General features: G+C 32.1%; 15 protein-coding genes and 1 pseudogene. 2 read left to right on the top strand and 14 right to left on the bottom strand.

The genetic code is table 11. From position 1 onward, the window contains the following. On the top strand, positions 1-817 hold an 817-nt coding region (locus QZ260_RS01175), incomplete at its 5' end, for a radical SAM protein (RefSeq protein ID WP_295981825.1). A gap of 254 nt (positions 818-1,071) precedes the next feature. On the opposite strand, the gene QZ260_RS01170 is transcribed toward QZ260_RS01175, so the two are convergent. From QZ260_RS01170 to tilS, 14 genes are all read right to left on the bottom strand, one after another. Beyond that, positions 1,072-1,785, bottom strand: a complete 714-nt coding sequence (locus QZ260_RS01170) for a LytTR family DNA-binding domain-containing protein (protein ID WP_295981824.1) — start codon at positions 1,783-1,785, stop codon at positions 1,072-1,074. Further along, entirely contained in the window at positions 1,782-2,111 is a 330-nt protein-coding gene (locus QZ260_RS01165) for an Hpt domain-containing protein (protein ID WP_295981823.1), read from the bottom strand. The genes QZ260_RS01170 and QZ260_RS01165 overlap by 4 nt, the downstream gene beginning before the upstream one ends. A gap of 2 nt (positions 2,112-2,113) precedes the next feature. Continuing rightward, positions 2,114-4,093 carry a PAS domain S-box protein gene (locus QZ260_RS01160; RefSeq protein ID WP_295981822.1) on the bottom strand — a complete coding sequence of 660 codons (1,980 nt, stop codon included), beginning with the start codon at positions 4,091-4,093 and terminating at the stop codon, positions 2,114-2,116. Further along, a complete protein-coding gene (locus tag QZ260_RS01155) occupies positions 4,093-4,632 on the bottom strand; it encodes a heme NO-binding domain-containing protein (RefSeq protein ID WP_295981821.1) in 540 nt (179 codons plus the stop codon). Before QZ260_RS01155 ends, QZ260_RS01160 begins: the two co-directional genes overlap by 1 nt. Next, positions 4,632-5,042, bottom strand: coding sequence for a response regulator (locus QZ260_RS01150; RefSeq protein WP_295981820.1), 411 nt, complete (start codon positions 5,040-5,042; stop codon positions 4,632-4,634). Before QZ260_RS01150 ends, QZ260_RS01155 begins: the two co-directional genes overlap by 1 nt. Before the next feature lie 221 nt (positions 5,043-5,263). Further along, positions 5,264-5,848 (bottom strand): DUF4202 domain-containing protein, encoded by a 585-nt coding sequence (locus QZ260_RS01145; RefSeq protein WP_295981819.1) that lies wholly within the window; start codon positions 5,846-5,848, stop codon positions 5,264-5,266. 67 nt (positions 5,849-5,915) lie between these two features. Next, on the bottom strand, positions 5,916-8,213 hold the full coding sequence (locus QZ260_RS01140) for an FdhF/YdeP family oxidoreductase (protein ID WP_295981818.1): 2,298 nt from the start codon (positions 8,211-8,213) through the stop codon (positions 5,916-5,918). Then, complete coding sequence (locus QZ260_RS01135; RefSeq protein WP_295981816.1) at positions 8,210-8,833, bottom strand: nucleotidyltransferase family protein; 624 nt, start codon at positions 8,831-8,833, stop codon at positions 8,210-8,212. Before QZ260_RS01135 ends, QZ260_RS01140 begins: the two co-directional genes overlap by 4 nt. Beyond that, positions 8,833-9,852 (bottom strand): XdhC/CoxI family protein, encoded by a 1,020-nt coding sequence (locus QZ260_RS01130; RefSeq protein WP_295981814.1) that lies wholly within the window; start codon positions 9,850-9,852, stop codon positions 8,833-8,835. Before QZ260_RS01130 ends, QZ260_RS01135 begins: the two co-directional genes overlap by 1 nt. Positions 9,853-9,912: 60 nt before the next feature. Further along, positions 9,913-12,132, bottom strand: coding sequence for a molybdopterin cofactor-binding domain-containing protein (locus QZ260_RS01125; RefSeq protein WP_295981811.1), 2,220 nt, complete (start codon positions 12,130-12,132; stop codon positions 9,913-9,915). 22 nt (positions 12,133-12,154) lie between these two features. Next, positions 12,155-12,616: a (2Fe-2S)-binding protein gene (locus QZ260_RS01120; RefSeq protein ID WP_295981809.1), complete on the bottom strand. Its 462-nt coding sequence runs from the start codon at positions 12,614-12,616 to the stop codon at positions 12,155-12,157. Positions 12,617-12,785: 169 nt separating this feature from the next. Continuing rightward, on the bottom strand, positions 12,786-13,745 hold the full coding sequence (locus QZ260_RS01115; protein WP_295981806.1) for an alpha/beta fold hydrolase: 960 nt from the start codon (positions 13,743-13,745) through the stop codon (positions 12,786-12,788). 3 nt (positions 13,746-13,748) lie between these two features. Beyond that, positions 13,749-15,371, bottom strand: a complete 1,623-nt coding sequence (ade, locus tag QZ260_RS01110; protein ID WP_295981803.1) for an adenine deaminase — start codon at positions 15,369-15,371, stop codon at positions 13,749-13,751. Between the two features lie 7 nt (positions 15,372-15,378). Further along, positions 15,379-16,692 carry a tRNA lysidine(34) synthetase TilS gene (gene tilS / locus QZ260_RS01105; RefSeq protein WP_295981800.1) on the bottom strand — a complete coding sequence of 438 codons (1,314 nt, stop codon included), beginning with the start codon at positions 16,690-16,692 and terminating at the stop codon, positions 15,379-15,381. A 122-nt stretch (positions 16,693-16,814) separates the two neighbouring features. Here tilS and QZ260_RS01100 point away from each other — a divergent pair. Then, positions 16,815-17,227, top strand: a pseudogene (locus tag QZ260_RS01100) (hypothetical protein); the annotation flags it as partial.

The raw sequence follows: 17,227 nt of genomic DNA, 5'->3' as shown, positions 1-17,227 counted from the left end.
TGGCGTAACTAAAATTAGACTTACGGGTGGTGAACCACTAATTAGAAAAGATATACCTGTTATTTTAGAAAAACTAGCCACACTTCCTGTTGAATTATCCATCACTTCCAACGCTGTTATTATTGATAAATTTATTGATGTATTAAAAGCTAACGGTGTTAATAAAATCAACGTAAGTTTAGATTCTTTAGATGAAGGAAAGTTTAAACATATCACAAGAAAAAATGAGTTTAAAAAGGTATACAACAACATTTTATTACTTGTTGAAGAAGGCTTCAAAGTAAAAGTAAATGCGGTATTGATGAAAGGTTTTAATGATAATGAAATTATAGATTTCATCAATTTCACCAAAGATTTACCAATCTCTGTTCGTTTTATTGAGTTTATGCCCTTTGACGGCAATAAATGGGATATGGGTAAAATGGTGTCTTATGCTGAAGTCATGAAATATGTAAATGAAGCTTTTGAAAATGAAAACTTTGAACGCCTACAAGACGCTCCTAACGACACAGCTAAAAACTATAAAATAAAAGATTATAAAGGAACTTTTGCTATTATTAGCTCGGTTACTAATCCGTTTTGTGATTCCTGCAATAGACTCCGATTAACAGCTAATGGACAACTTAAAAACTGTTTGTTCTCATCTGGAGAATCAGATATATTAACAACTTTAAGAGCAGGGAAATCCATTGAACCAATCATTCGAAAAGCAGTGCAAGCCAAGTTTAAAGTACGCGGAGGTATGGACACTTTAAAAAAATTAAAAGAACCAAAATTACATAACAATAACAGAAGTATGATTACTATTGGAGGATAAAGTCTCCAATCAGCTTTATTACCAAATAGGGTAACTATTTACATTTTGATAATTAGTAGTAAAATTAAAAAAAATATCAATATTTTAATGTAAAAAAATATGAAGGATAATATTTTGGTGTATCTCTATTATAATCGTTTCATGATTATTAATAAAAACCATCATGTAATGTCTATTCCAAAAAAAAACTATTTAAAGCTCTCCTTTTCTAAACATAAAAATTAATCAGAAAGGATTAATATTTTTGCTAAGTGTTAGAGAAGATTTAAACGTTTCATTAGCTCGGCTCTATTAGATCGGCTAACCGGAATGATATCTTTTTTAATAAGCACACTATTATCTTCTATATCGATTATTTCTTGAACATTAATAATAAATGACCGGTGTACTTTTAAAAATAAATCATCCGGCAACTTCTCTTCTATCTTTTTTAAAGTGGAATGAACAGTATAATTTTTACTTTCAGTCTTTAAGTGGATGTAATCGCCTTTGGCTTCAACAAGGTAAATACTAGGAATATCGATTTTAATAAGACGCCTATCTATATTTATATACAAGTAATCCCCCGAACTTACAGCAATATTACTAGAATTTAACAAACCTTCAGAAGGTTTTACAGCAATGGCTAATGATTTTTTAATTGCCCTTTTAAAGCGCGGTAAAACGATTGGTTTTACCAAATAATCTACAATACAATCATACTCAAATGCCTCAATAGCAAATTGAGAATCAGACGTTGTTAAAATAATTTTGGGAGGATTTTTTAAGGCCTGAATAAAATCAAACCCATTAAAATCTGGCATGTGAATATCAAGAAAAATGATATCTACTTCGTTTTGATTTAAGTATTTTATGGCTTGCATAGCATCAGGAAATGCATCCAAAACATTTAAATCAGGAATTTTCGAACAAAGTTGCTCAATAATTACTCTAGCAGTAACTTCATCATCAATAATAATACAATTCATAAAATAACATCATAGCTTGCTAAAAAGTCTGTTATAGCAGATAAAATACTTTCGAAATCTACCTTACCTAACTCGCTGTTTTGAATTAAATTATTTTCAAAATTAGCGGCAACTTCATAACCTTTTTCCAGGCCTAAAATACTAATTTTATGTTTAAGTTTATGCACAACCTCTGCAGCTTCTTTAAATTTTTTAGATTCTATGTTTTTGAAGTAAATTTCCCTTTCGTTTGGGAACTCCATTCTAATAATATTTATTAACTTTTCCTTAAAAGATTCATCTCCGCCAGAAAGGTCATTTATATATGACAAATTAGGTTGTTCCATAGTTATTTTTTAATAGTAAAAAAAAACGTTGTTCCCATATTAGGTTTACTTTCTAACCATATTTTACCATCATGTAAATCCACAATTTTTTTAACAATAGAAAGCCCAATGCCAGTAGAGTCTTTACTCTTATTTACAGCGTGAAATATTTTAAAAATTTTATCATGATACTTCTCCTCAATACCCATTCCATTGTCCTGAACCGAAAATTGATAATGTGCTGGCAATTCTTCAACCTTAATTTTAACAAACCCTTGGTCCTTATCTATAAAGTTAATAGCATTACTAATTAGGTTTTGAAATACTTGTTGCAATTTCGTTTTATCACCTGTTAATATCGGTAGTTTATTTAAAACTTCGACTTTAACGTGGTCTGGCTTATACATCATATCTATTAAGCCATGTACAACATCATCTAAATTAACAAGATTTTTTTCTTGGTCCGAGAAACCAACACTAGAATACTCTAAAACATCAGAAATCAGTAACTCCATTTTCTCTAAAGTAGTCTCGATATGCTTAAAATTTTCAATCGAAACTTCATCAAGTTTATCCTTATTGTCTTCTTTAATCCAAGAAATTAGAGCATCAATACTTCGCAATGGTGACTTCAGATCATGAGATACAATGTGCGCATATTCCTGAAGCTCATCGTTACTTTTTTCTAGTTCAATTACTAGATTTTCCTTTTGAAGTTGTAACATCTTTAATTCAGTAATATCTAAATGAATACCAATAGAACCCACTATTTCTCCATTTATACTATAATGTGGGGCTCCACTGATAAGCCAAAGTCTTTCTTCACCAGATTTGATTTTCACTTTTAACTCATAAGAATTCGATTCTCCTTTATTTCTTTTTTTATTTTCTTCAACTAAAATATCAGCCTCGCTGAGATCAGTAAATATTGATATCGCATCTTTTCCTATTAATTCAGCATCCGTAAACCCCGACATTTCTAAAAAACTTTGATTCGTCATAATTATAATACCATCTGTATTTACCTCACATAAACCAAGATTCATATTAGCTATTATATTTCTATATTTCTGTCTTTGAGCTTCCAGACTTTTTCTAAAACCTCTCTTTATTGATACATCAGTAAAAGTCCATAGATACCCTTTAGATTCATTCTTTGTTATTATTGGAACAAAATCTCGTTCTAATATTTTCCCATCTATCATTGTTAACTCATCACCTAAAATAGTTGTTTTATTTTTAAATATGTCATTCGATTTTTCTACATAAGCATCAGGATCTGCAAATAATTTTTTAGTGTACTGAGATGCAATAGCACAATCCATACCTATTAAAGACTCAGGGGTATCTTGAATATCAAAAAGATCACAGAATTTTTTATTCGTTAAAACTATTTTTCGATTTTCATCTTCTACTACAATACCACTATCTAAATTAAGTATAAGTGAAGCTAAACGATTTTCAGATTCTATAAGATTATCTTCAGCTTTTCTACTTGCTGTTATATCTCTAACAATTCCTTGAGCGGCAATTGGATTATTATTGTCGTCTAGAATAATACTTGCATTGACATGTACAAGCTTTTTTATATTCGATTTTGTTTTAATTTTAACCTCAAAGTTGGTGAGGTAACCATCATATAATAATCTTTTAAAAGCATTTTCTACATTATCAGCCTCAGAACTCTCGACTATGGAAAACACATTAGATGCTTTATTTGAATTATCAAAACCCAATAATCCTATTGCAGGATCATTCATTTTAATAACGTCTCCATTAAGATCTATGACAACGTAGGCATCAATAATATTTTCAAAAACACCTTTTAGCTCTAATGTTTTTTCTTTTACAAGCTTTTCAAGTGTTGAGTTAGATTCCTTGAGTTGTTCCGATATAACATATAATTCATATGCTTTACTTTCTAATATTTTTTCAGCCGCTTTTCTCGCTGCTTTTTCACGAGCTAAAGCACGTTTAAGGATATCTATTTCACTATTTGACATTAATTTTTGTTTACAATGAACCTCACTTCTGTTCCATTTTCTTTTATTTTCTCTAATACAATGGAAGCCGTAGAATTAAAATGTTCAAATGTTTTATTCATTAATCCCAATCCAAAATGATGCATGGCTCTACTAGATTTATAAATCATAACTAAAGAATTCTCAGTTTTCTCTTCTATTTCAAATGTTGGTAGTTCGGCCTCTGGATATATTTTTTTAACTTCTACATGGATATGGTCTTCTATAGAGGCCAACATTTCTACTGGGTCCTTGTAAGTTGCTAATAAACTAGAATAACTTTCTTTAATAACACTAAAAAAGTGTTCTCCATAAACCAATAACAAATCATTAATTGATATATCCGTATGGCCACTTAAGCTTTGCAGTAATTGAAGCATTTCAGAAAAGTTATAAGTTCCAACAGATGTATAAATACCATTCGACTCTAAGTTAGATTCATTTAAAATGGTATCTAACATTTGCAATCCAAATTTATTTTCAACTAAATCTAAAAATTCTGTAAAAACTATACCTTTCATTATTTTATTCTTAGTTCATTAATACTCCAATAGGCCAGTAATTTTTCTATTTTAGACACATACTCTTTATATTTTAAGGGTTTTAAAACATACCCCGCAATACCTAATTTATAACATTCCAATCTGTCTTTGTGATTATTTGAGGTGGTTAAAATAACGATAGGCAAATATTGTAACATAGGATCTTTTTTAATCATACTTAAAAATTCAATACCATTAATTTTTGGCATGTTTAAATCTAATAAAATTATATCAGGTAATTCCTCTTTATTTTCTAATAGTTTTAAAGCATCCTCACCATTATTTGCCTCAATAATTTTGTGATTTAATTTAAGTGATGAAATGGTTCTATTCAATTTCATCACTTCGATGATGTCATCTTCCAAAATCAATATTTTCAACTTTCGCATTTTTTACAATAAATAGTTTACTAACAAAAATAAAAAAAGTAAGTATTTTATTAAAAATTCTTCGTTTATTAAAAATTTAGTATCGATGAATAACTTTTTAGTTTAGACGAATGGTATTTTATTTTATAAAGGTTTCACAACTTGAACATTCATAGGTTTCGGGTAATTTATCAAACATTGTTTGACTTAATGAATTACTTAGTTTAGTCATTTGTTTACATTTAAGAAATAGCCTGTTTTACTAAAATCAAACTTTTTTCAGAAAAGGGAATTTTCAAAGCAGCCTCATGACCCTTATCAGACATTTTAATCCAAGTTTTTTTTAGTATATCAATAACTTTTTCATCATTGTGTTTTGCAGCAAACTCTTCAAAATAATAATCTAAAAACACCAAACATATAATATCTTCTATAGTTTGAGACTCTTCGTTTTTCTTAATTAGTTTTTTAAGAATAATAGCTTTAACTCTATCCGTAAATTGGTCATCAAAACCTACTTGTTCTAATATGTCGGCAGTTAAATCTGCGTGCATTTTCTTTAAGGTTTCACGCCATTTTAAATACCCAACGCGGTCCATTGGGTAGGCGTCACGTGCTATTTTCCAACGACAAATATGTTGTGCACGTGCCGCTATCTGAAGTGCTTTTGATGCATTAGGTTCGAACCTCAACAACTTCCTCGTCATACGTTGCGAGTACAGTAATTCTTTTGGGTAGTTTAAACCTGCTACCTCATAAGAATTTATATCTTCAGAGTTCGCTTTATCAATTAATGCAATCGCAGTTTCAAATCGTGTGGGCTTCATATTTTAACTTATATAAATATTAAAATTACTATATTTTTAGATAGAAAAATATTTAAACTATAAAAATTTACTGATTAGCTTCAACCGTAATAATAACACTTTTTGAAGCCGGTGTTTTAGCTGTGTGTGCAAAACTATCTAAAGGTACTAACACGTTCGTTTCCGGAAAATACGTGGCACAACAGTTTCTAGGGATATCATAACCCACAATTTTAAAATTGTAAGCTTCTCGAATGACCCCCTTATACTCTGACTTCAAATTAACTACTTGCTGTTCTTGTAAATTACGTGCTTTCATATCTTCACGATTCATGAAAACAATTCGGCGTTCATTAAAAACACCTCTGTAGCGATCGTCTAATCCGTAAATAGTCGTATTAAATTGGTCATGACTACGAATGGTCATCATAATTAATTCTTCTTCCTTTAATTCCCAGTCTGGAAGTTTATTGCTAGAAAAATTAGCTTTACCTGTTTTGGTTTTAAACTGTCTCACTCTAGCCCCGTTGGGCAAATAAAATCCAGAAGGTTGTTTTAATCGCTTATTAAAATCATCAAATCCATCAACAACTTCAGCAATATCATCACGTACTAATTTATAGTCATCTTTATACTCCAACCAATTGATTTTTGAACGCTCTTTTAAAGTGGCATTTGCAATGCCACAAACCACAGCAACTTCACTTAGCAAATCTTTAGAACAAGGCTCTAAAACCCCCTTAGTTGAAGATACTATACCCATTGAATTTTCTACACTTTGTACTTGAACTCCAGTTTTCTGGTAATCTTTCTCCGACCGCCCTAAACATGGTAAAATTAATGCTTCTTTTCCAGTAACTAAATGCGAACGATTGAGTTTTGTACTGACATGCACCGTAAGATTACAATTTGCTAATCCTTGATCCGAATACCGTGTATCTGGAACTGCTGAAATAAAATTACCTCCCAAACCGAAGAATACTTTAGCTTTTTTCTCGTACATCGCTTTTATGGCATCTATAACTGAATAACCATGCTTTGTTGTAGGTTTAAAACCGTATTTATTTTCTATTTTATCTAGAAACGCTTGTGGAGCAGATTCCCAAATTCCAACCGTTCTATCGCCCTGTACATTAGAATGTCCACGAACAGGGCATGTGCCCGCCCCTTCTTTACCAATACTTCCTTTTAATAATAATAAGTTGACTATTTCTCTGATATTATCAACGGCATTCTCATGTTGTGTTAAGCCCATAGCCCAACAAATAATGATTTTATTGTTGTTTAGAATTAAATCGAAAACGTCGTTAAATATTTCTAAAGATACTCCTGATGCTTTCAAACATTCATCAAAATTATACTGTTTTAAATCTGTAATAAAACTATCATAGCCTTGCGTAAATTCAGTGATAAATGCTTTATCAAAAACATTGCCCAGAGTGTCTTCTTTCTCCAATAACTTTAGAAGTATCGCTTTAAAAAATGCAACATCTCCATTAATTGTAATTGGAACAAACACATCTGCTATTTGGGTTCCTCCTAATAATAGTTTTACAGGGTTTTGCGGATTGGTAAACTTTATTAATCCAGCTTCTGGAAGTGGATTAACAGCAATTATTTTACCACCATTTTTTTTACACTTTTCTAAAGCGGTCAACATTCTAGGATGATTTGTCCCTGGATTTTGGCCAATTACCATAACCACCTCAGCTTTATATAAATCGTCTAAAGTAACCGAGCCTTTTCCAATACCTAATGTTTCAGACAAAGCACTTCCGCTTGCTTCATGACACATGTTTGAGCAATCTGGTAAATTGGCGGTTCCAAATTCTCGTACGAATAATTGATATAAAAATGCAGCTTCGTTTGTTGTTCTACCAGAGGTATAAAATACCGCTTCATCAGGATGGTTTAAATCATTTAAATGCTGTCCTACTTTTTTAAAAGCATCGTCCCAAGATATGGGCTGATAGTGTGTTGCTCCTTCAGCAAGAAACATAGGTTCTGCTAAACGTCCAGATTTTCCAATTTCAAAATCAGACCAATTTGCTAATTCATCAACAGAATACTTAGTGAAAAAATCAGGCCCAATGGTTTTATTTTGAGCTTCCTCAGCAATGGCTTTGATTCCATTTTCACAAAATTCTCCTAAAGAAGAACGTTCATCATCTGGATCTGGCCATGCGCAACCTGGACAATCAAAACCCCCTTTTTGATTCATTTTAAGCGCTAACTTAAAAGTATCAACAGGATTCATATACTTAGAAACCTGACTAATGGCGGTCACAACACTTTTAAAACCTACACTATTTGTCTGTGGTTTCGTTATTTTTAGATTTTTAAATGTCTCTGGAGTTAGTGCTTTATCTTTTGATGATTTATTCATTTAATTTTAAAATTCGCATTGTGAAGTTTTTCATAATCTTCTTTCGAATCTAAATCTACATTTTTTAATGGAGGTTTTAAAGTTTTTACTAAAGATTCATAAGCTTCAAGAAGCTGCTTTGCTCCATAATCATTACTTAATTTTGATAATGCTTCAAAATAAGTTTTATCAAAAAGTACTGGAACTCCATTTTTACCAAGGTCATAAGCTGTTGCTATTATTTGATTTTCTTTTGGTGTAAAATTTTGAATTATGTCATTCAAATAATCTGAATCTATTAAAGGCTGATCTGCTAGTGTTATAAGTACAGCCTCAGTTATAGGTTTTGCATCTAGGATGTATTTTACCGCACAAGCTATTGATTTTCCTAAACCGTGCTTCCAATCAGTATTCTTTAAAATAGTTACAGCATGATTATGAATTTCTTTCTGAATCAATTTATGATTAGCTCCTAAAACAACTATGACTTCTGAACCCTTTGAATCTATGGCAGTCTTAATAGCATGATTTAATAAACTATCGTCACCCCACTTCAATAGCTGCTTAGGGCTTCCCATTCTACTAGAGGCTCCAGCAGCCAAAATAACAATTGCTGTCTGCGGTGTTCTATTAGCCTCCATTATTTGGAATGAATTTTTCCAACTTTTTTACTAAGAGATATCGGCTCTTGATTTCTTGTATATGCTAATATTTCAGACACAATAGAAATAGCAATCTCTTGAGGGGTTTCAGAGCCAATATTAAGACCCGCGGGACCATGAATGGAGTCTAAAAATTCATCTGGAATTTCAAGACAGTATTCTATAAATTGAGACATTAAATCATCGCGTCTTCGAATAGGGCCTAACAATCCTATATAGTTTGGTGTTACTTTTTGCAGAGCCACTAAATAACGTAAATCATAAGCGAAATTATGAGTCATTAGTGTTATAGCTGTTTGATTATCAATATTGGAAACATCAAAATCTTCTGGCGTAGTTGCATAAATTGCATGTGCTCCAGGAAAATATTTAATAGATTTTGATTCTGTAGCTCTTGCTAATATTGTCACTTCCCACCCCGTTAGTGCTGCATATTTACATAATTGAACGGCATCATGTTCTGACCCCACAATCAATAATTTGAAACATGGTGGCATAACTTGTTTAAATACAGACCACTTAGAAATTCTGCTTTTAGTATGCGACCTATCTAATGGAAAGGATTCTTTATCGATCTTCACAAAAGACCCAAATTCGGAATTTACGCCTTCTCGTTTTTCAAAATAAGACAACACTTCAAACGGTTTTCGATTTTTTAAACATTCAGAAAAAGTATTAATAAATTCCCGATCTGGATTAAATGGTTCGATCAAAATGTATAAAACGCCTTCACAACCTAAACGGTAGCGTCCATCATAAGTCATTATTTTTGGGACACCGTTTTTAAAAACAGTTTGAGCTTGTAATAAAATTTCTTTTTCTACACAACCACCACTAACAGCTCCAATCAAGGTTTCATTTTCCAAAATAAGCATTCTTACTCCCGGTCTACGATATGAAGATCCGTCTAAAGCAACCACTGAAGCCAAAACAGATTTGAGCCCATTTGTATTTGCTTTAATTCCTTCCTCTACAATTTTATTAAACTCGTGTGTCATACGTTAAAACTAGCAAAAGCCTTTATAAAAAGGCTTTTATTTGCCATAGTCTGTTTAAGTTTAGCCCAAAACCTTTTCACTAACATTCATGTTACTTATATAGGGCTGCTTGGTTAAGCGCTTACCTGTTGCCTTATAAATGGCATTAGCTACCGCTGCCCCAACAGGCGGTAATGTAGGTTCTCCTAGACCAGTTGGATCGATATTACTTTCGATAAAATGTACATCTACTTTGGGTGTTTGCCCCATACGAATCAATTGATATGTATTGAAATTATTAGATTGTGGAATTCCATTGCTGAAACCAAAATCAGAATACAATGCGTGTCCTATGCCATCAATAACACCTCCTTTAGCTTGATTCATGGCACCCAATGGATTGATAACAATACCACAATCTATAGCGCAAGTAACCTTCTTAACATTAGGGACACCATTTTCCATGGTAATATCAGCAACCTCAGCAACGTGTGTGTTATGACAATAATAAACAGAAAGCCCTTGATAAACACCTGCTTCAGTTTTACCCCAATTTGATTTTTCAACAGCTAATTTTAATACACCTTGTAAACGTTCTGGACTGTAATCAATTTTAGGATCAGGATTCTTTTTGACCTTATCAAGTAAATCCATGTGCAATTGAACTCTATCTAATCCTAATTCTTCAGCTAACTCATCAAAAAAGCTTTGCTCTGCACTTGCCAAGAAATTTGTAAAAGGTGCTCTCCACGCGCCTGTAGTAATATTACTTTTATAATTTGCCGTATCCACTTGATAATTTTCAATAGCACCTGCTGGGAAAAAATTAGGAATTGAGCCATACATATTTCCATTAACACAAGCTTCTTTTAAGTGATAACCTGTTAACTTACCATCTTTTATTGAAGCTGCTATTTTATATTTTGTTGAAGGTCGATAAACCCCTGTAGTCATATCATCTTCTCTTGATGACACTATTTTTATAGGTTTTTGAATAGCATTAGAAATCTCAGCCGCTTCATAAACAAAATCACCATATAATCGACGTCCAAAACCTCCTCCCATTCTAGTCATCTCTACATGAATATCTTCAATATCTCGACCTAATAAATCTGAAACTACTTCAGCTGCAGCTTGCGGTGTTTGAACTGGGCCAACCAAATGCACTTTATCAGGTGTTACATTTGCAAAGAAATTCATTGGTTCTAGCGTATTGTGAGGTAAGAAAGGTGATTCGTAAACACGCTCCATTACCTTGTCTGCAGAGGTAAAAGCCTCTTTTACATTACCATCTTTTCGCATTGTATTAAATTCATTTCCATTCAATAAATCTAATAATATACTGTCGTGATTTCCCGAACTTTCAAGAGGTGTTTCGGTTTTCCAAGTTGCTCTAATAGCACTCTTCCCTTTCATAGCATCCCAAGTGGTTTTAGCGATTACAACCACTTTATCTGAATTACTCATTTTCATGGACCAATTCCACTTTCCACTTTCTTGATAGTCTCTAACTTTTTTACCAATGGTTATCACATCAATAACTCCAGGTAAAGACCTTGCTCCAGAATCATCATAAGATACTAAGATCTGCCCAAAAGCTGGTGGTCGCAAAACTGTAGCATAAAGCATACCTTCTTCTTTATAATCTATCCCAAAAAGTGGCTTTCCAGTTATAATTTTATCAATATCTACATTCCCTTTTCCTTTACCAATAATAGTAAAATCTTTTGGGTCCTTTAAAGTAACATCTTCTGGAACTTCAAGCACAGAAGCTTCTAAAACAACATCTCCATACCCTAATGTTTCTCCTTTCGAATTAGTAATAACGCCAACTTTGGCAGTACATTCTGAAGCATCAACGCCCCATCTAGCCGCTGCAGCATTAATCAACATTTGTCTTGCCGTCGCTCCTGTTTGTCTTAAAGGCTCCCAACCTTGTCTTATTGACTGACTTCCACCAGCTACCTGACGCGTATAATTTTTAGTATCAAGCTTGCCTTGCTCAACATAAACATCATCCCAAGCCACTTCCAATTCTTCGGCAATTAACATGGGCATAGACGTTTTAACACCTTGACCAATTTCTGGGTTTGGTGAAAAAATAGTGACTTTCCCTTCGGGAGAAATCTTTATAAAAGCATTAAAATCATTGTAATTTAACTGACTTAAATCAACTGGCATTTTTGCATCCGGCTTACATGCATTAAATAAATTAAAACCTATTAGCATACCACCACTGGCTAATGCCGATGTTTTTAAGAATGATCTTCTATTAAATGTTATTCGTTTTGAAGGTTTCATTATAAAGATATTTACAGGTTAATTAACTTATTTTTTTAGAGGCCACTTTTACAGCCTCCTCGATACTATTATACGCAGCACACCTGCAAATATTACCATTCATAGCATTTCTAATTTCTAATTCAGAAGGACTAGGATTATTATTCAAAAAAGCTGAAGCCGTCATGATTTGACCTGCTTGACAATAGCCACATTGTGGCACATCAACTTCTTTCCACGCTTTTTGTACTGGATGATCACCATTTTCAGACAACCCCTCAATAGTTGTGATATCCATACCTTCTGCTTGGGACACTTGCAACAAACAACTTCTCATTACATTACCATTTACATGGATATTACAAGCTCCACATTGCCCAATACCACACCCATATTTGGTACCTACTAAATCTATTTGATCTCTAAGAACCCATAACAAGGGTGTATCCATATCCGCCTCAACAGTATGGCTTTTGTTATTAATTTTTAATGTGAATGTTGGCATAATTTTATTTTCGTATTAAGATACAAAAAAAATAAAATGACTAAGATGCCAATACCATATTTTAACAATGGATTAACTGCGCTTTTAAAAAGTATGATGTTATTTTAGATTTTGTACTTCCCGAATTATGGGAAATAGTTATGGAAGAATTTACTGTGAGTCTTAAAAATTAACTGTTATCCTTAATAAACTCCAAAGCGCGTCTCTCATTATAATACACATTTTTCTTGCCAACAAACCCTGAATGCCCTCCATGATTGGGCATCTCTAAATGTAAATTACGATTATTTTTTGCTTCTTTAACAGGATAACATTCTGCTGATAAAAATGAATCATTTAATGCATTAATAATTAATGTGGGTGTTTTTATATTTGGAAGAAATTGTAAACTGCTACACCTAAGATAATAATCTAGAGCATTTTCAAAACCATGTGCTTTTGCAGTATAAACGTTATCAAAACTTGTTAATGTTTTAATAGCATCTAGTTCTTCTATTTTTAATAAGTCTGGGAAGCGTTGTTGCTTAGTCCTTAATCTATTTACTAAATGCTTTAAAAACCTATCGTGATATAGTTTATTTTTAAAAGTATGTAATTCTCTAGCAGACCCGGATAGATAGCATGGTACAGAAACAGCAATTGCTGTTTTAACTTGCGTAGGAACTTTATCTCGTTCTCCTAAATATTTTAAAATAATATTTGCTCCAAGACTGATGCCTTTTAGATGTATTTCTGAATACTTTTTAACTGAAACAGCATGTTCAATTACAGCCTCTAAATCTTCCGTAGCACCTGAATGATAACTATAATATTTTAAATTATCTTCTCCACTACATCCTCTAAAATTTACACAAATTGCGTCTACACCATTTTTATTAAAAAGTTTAGCAGTTCCAGTCATATACGGACGTTGGCCATTTCCTTCAAGACCATGTAATAAAATAATAAGCTTACTTGATTTAGATTCAGAAAAACTCCAATCCAAATCTAGAAAATCGCCATCTTTTAATTTAATACGTTCTCGTTCTTGCTTTAAAGACACACGTCTTACTAACCCGGAATACACTGTTGAAATAAATCCGTTTTTAAAGTAAAATGGTGGTTTATAAGTTGACTCTATTATTGGCATATTCTAATTAACTTCTATGGTAGTAAATTTAAATTCAGAGCCATTAAACAAACCTTTATCACTTAATTTTAATGATGGAATAACCAATAGTGCCATAAACGACAACGTCATGTAAGGCGCATTCAATTTACTCCCCAAACGTTTAGCCATTTTATCCAACTCAGCATATTGTTTCCCGATGGTTGCGCCATCCTTATCGCTCATAATTCCTGCAACTGGCAGTGACACTATTTTTTCTTCTAAGTTTGAAAAAGCACAAATACCTCCTTTATTTTCAATAATTAAATTCACTGCTCTACAAATGTCCTCATCTGAAACACCAACAGCGATAATATTATGAGAATCATGACCAACCGAACTCGCAATAGCGCCTTCCTTTAAACCAAAGTTTTTAATGAACCCTATAGCCGGATTTTGATTTTGGTAACGATTCACTACTACCATTTTTAATATATCTTTTTCTGTATTTGAAACTAAGTTTCCGTTTTCGATTAAAGCATCTTCTATGAGTTCATTAGTTACTAATTGCCCTTCCAAAGCTTCAATAACACGAATTTGTTTTGCTGTAGATTCTATTTTAAAATCTGATACTTCTTTTATGTTACAGTTGAAATTATTTAAATTTTCAAAAGACACTGGTTTTATATTTGAGACGCCATTATTAAAAACTAACTCACCATTAATATAAGTTTGAAGCGTATTAAAACGCTTTATATCTTCAACAACAATAAAATCTGCATCGTCACCAACTTTTAATAAACCAACATCCAAATTATAATGTTTAATTGGATTAATACAAGCCACTTTCAATACCTTAAAAACATCAATTCCTTTTGCTACTGCTCTAGCACAAAGCTGATTAATATGCCCGACTATTAAATCATCTGGATGTTTATCATCACTACAAAACATCATGTTTTCAAAATGATCTTCCAAAAGATCGATTAAAGCTTCAAAGTTTTTGGCTGCACTTCCTTCTCTAATTAAGATTTTCATGCCTTTTTGAAGTTTCTCTAATGCTTCATCATAAGTAAAGCATTCATGATCTGTAGACATTCCTGCACTTATATATTTCGAAACATCTTCTCCTCTTAGTCCAGGTGCATGACCATCAACTGGTTTTTTATAATGTTTTGCCCATGCTATTTTTTTCATGACTTCTTCATCATCAAAAAGAACGCCTGGGTAATTCATCATTTCTGCTAAATACTTAATATCTGGATTTTTAAGTAATGTTTTAATATCCTCTGAATCTATAACAGCTCCTGCTGATTCAAATTTGGTTGCTGGCACACACGAGGGTGCACCAAAATTAAATTTAAAAGAGACTTCCTTACCATTTTCAATCATAAACTCCACACCTTCCACTCCAAGTACATTGGCTATTTCATGCGGGTCTGAAACAGTAGAAACCGTTCCATGTTTTACTGCCAATTTAGCAAACTCACTTGGCACCAACATAGAACTTTCAATATGAATATGGGCATCTACAAAACCAGGCATGATATAATCATTTACATCATGGTCTTTTTCTTTAATACTTATAATTTTACCATTTTCTACGGATATTTCACCTTTAAAAATTCGCCTATTTTGTATGTCAACTATTTGTCCTTGTAACTTCAAATGGTGATTATGGTTTTAATTCTATTTTTAAAATATGCTTTGTGTTTTCGGTTACTCTAAAACGATTATCTACCCTTCTATTAACAACCCAAATTATATGGCCACCGGAACACAATAACCACGTATTTTCTTTATCTAAAAGCGATAATCTTTCATCTTTAAAATACTTACTTAATTTTTTCTTTCCAGACATTCCCAGCGGATAAAACACATCTCCTTCTTTTTTATTTCTTAAAGTTAATGGAAATTTTAATAATGCTTTATCTACATAAATACAGTTTAAAGAAGGTTCTAAAACAGCATCAGTTTCATCAAAAAACAAAATTCCTAGCGTTGTTTGTTTCTTTTTATCGGCTTCTGAAATCAAAATTTCTTGATAATCATTAAGCTGAATTTTGCTTAGCAATAACTGGTTTCTGTTTTTGATAAGTCTATGTGTATTGGAAAACACTTGCTTTCCCGTTTCAGCATCTAATAAATCAACAACATCGTTCCATTCTGTAAATCCGTAATCTTTAAAAATCTCAAATAAATATGCTTTTGGATTATTTACATTTTTAAATTCTGAAATTTTAAACGCTACATGATTCTCATCAATGGTTTCAATGGCTCGCTTTAATACTGCATTTGTACTTTCTTCAATAATATCGGCCGTGTCATTTAAGTTACTTAGCGTACTCTGAAAACTTTGTAATAAACTAGGATTAATCTCCTTTAAAATAGGGATAACTTCATGTCGTAATTTATTCCTTAAATATTTAACCGATTTATTGCTGCTATCCTCTCGCCACTTCATATTATTCTCTTGAGCGCAAGTTTCTATATCCTTACTTGAGAAAGATAACAAAGGTCTAACAAACTTATCATTAACTTCTGGAATCCCTTTTAAACCTTCTAATCCTGTACCTCTAGTAAAGTTTATTATAAAAGTTTCTAAGTTATCATCAGCATGGTGTGCTGTTAAAATATAATCGAATTTTAATTGCTCAGCGAGTTCTGCGAACCAAGTATAACGTAATTCACGCGCTGCCATTTGGATGGAGCGTTTGTTATCTTTTGCATACAACTCCGTGTCAAAACGTTCTACAAATACTTCTAATTCTAAATTTTCTGCTAATTGCAAAACAAAATCTTCATCAGCATCACTCTCATTTCCTCTTAAATTAAAGTTACAATGTGCTAATGCGATATTGAGCCCTAATTTGTGACATAAATGTGTTAAAACAACACTGTCTAAACCTCCAGAAATAGCAATAAGGATTTTACTTTGATTTAAAAAACCTAGCCTATTTTCAATATGTGTTTTAAGATGATTAAGCATGGTCTCAAAGATACAACTTTGCTAATGATATAATCATCTTTCATTAGTTTTCAAATGACAAATATCATGTGATTGAACTAAAAATTTTGTAATTTTAAAGAACTAATTTAATACCATAAGCTATGTGCTCTACAGATAAATTAAACGATAAAACCACCCAAACTGAATTTAATAAAAAAGTAGTTTCAGCAACGCAACATTTACAAGCATATGTTAAACATCGTTTATATATTGCAGAATCTACGCGGATTATACCAAAAAATATGTATAAATCTAATGATATTATTGATGAAGGTATAGCAAAATTTTACGAAGCTGGCTATAACATTGATGATGATGAAGCGACCATAAAAATTAAGCTTTTTAAAATAGTTGATTCTGACTTGGATGAATTGTTTAAAAAAGAAAAATTCCATCAAAATACGATGAGTACAAATTCCATTTTAGAAGACGAACTTGATGGGCTAGATGAAACATTTACTGTTGATGGTGGTTATGATTTTATAATGAAAGATGATTTAAACGATATTTCTTA

Origin of the sequence: uncultured Algibacter sp., assembly GCF_905480415.1 — a bacterium.
GTDB lineage: Bacteria > Bacteroidota > Bacteroidia > Flavobacteriales > Flavobacteriaceae > Algibacter_B.
The sequence above is the reverse complement of the archived record's forward strand: the minus strand, read 5'-3'. Positions and strand labels throughout refer to the sequence as shown.

Coding starts and splice junctions, on each gene's coding strand:
- QZ260_RS01120 (WP_295981809.1), bottom strand. CDS start 12,616: ATGCCAACATTCACATTAAAAATTAATAACAAAAGCCATACTGTTGAG.
- QZ260_RS01160 (WP_295981822.1), bottom strand. CDS start 4,093: ATGTCAAATAGTGAAATAGATATCCTTAAACGTGCTTTAGCTCGTGAA.
- QZ260_RS01135 (WP_295981816.1), bottom strand. CDS start 8,833: ATGGAGGCTAATAGAACACCGCAGACAGCAATTGTTATTTTGGCTGCT.
- QZ260_RS01155 (WP_295981821.1), bottom strand. CDS start 4,632: ATGAAAGGTATAGTTTTTACAGAATTTTTAGATTTAGTTGAAAATAAA.
- QZ260_RS01165 (WP_295981823.1), bottom strand. CDS start 2,111: ATGGAACAACCTAATTTGTCATATATAAATGACCTTTCTGGCGGAGAT.
- QZ260_RS01150 (WP_295981820.1), bottom strand. CDS start 5,042: ATGCGAAAGTTGAAAATATTGATTTTGGAAGATGACATCATCGAAGTG.
- QZ260_RS01125 (WP_295981811.1), bottom strand. CDS start 12,132: ATGAAACCTTCAAAACGAATAACATTTAATAGAAGATCATTCTTAAAA.
- QZ260_RS01145 (WP_295981819.1), bottom strand. CDS start 5,848: ATGAAGCCCACACGATTTGAAACTGCGATTGCATTAATTGATAAAGCG.
- QZ260_RS01140 (WP_295981818.1), bottom strand. CDS start 8,213: ATGAATAAATCATCAAAAGATAAAGCACTAACTCCAGAGACATTTAAA.
- QZ260_RS01130 (WP_295981814.1), bottom strand. CDS start 9,852: ATGACACACGAGTTTAATAAAATTGTAGAGGAAGGAATTAAAGCAAAT.
- QZ260_RS01170 (WP_295981824.1), bottom strand. CDS start 1,785: ATGAATTGTATTATTATTGATGATGAAGTTACTGCTAGAGTAATTATT.
- QZ260_RS01115 (WP_295981806.1), bottom strand. CDS start 13,745: ATGCCAATAATAGAGTCAACTTATAAACCACCATTTTACTTTAAAAAC.
- tilS (WP_295981800.1), bottom strand. CDS start 16,692: ATGCTTAATCATCTTAAAACACATATTGAAAATAGGCTAGGTTTTTTA.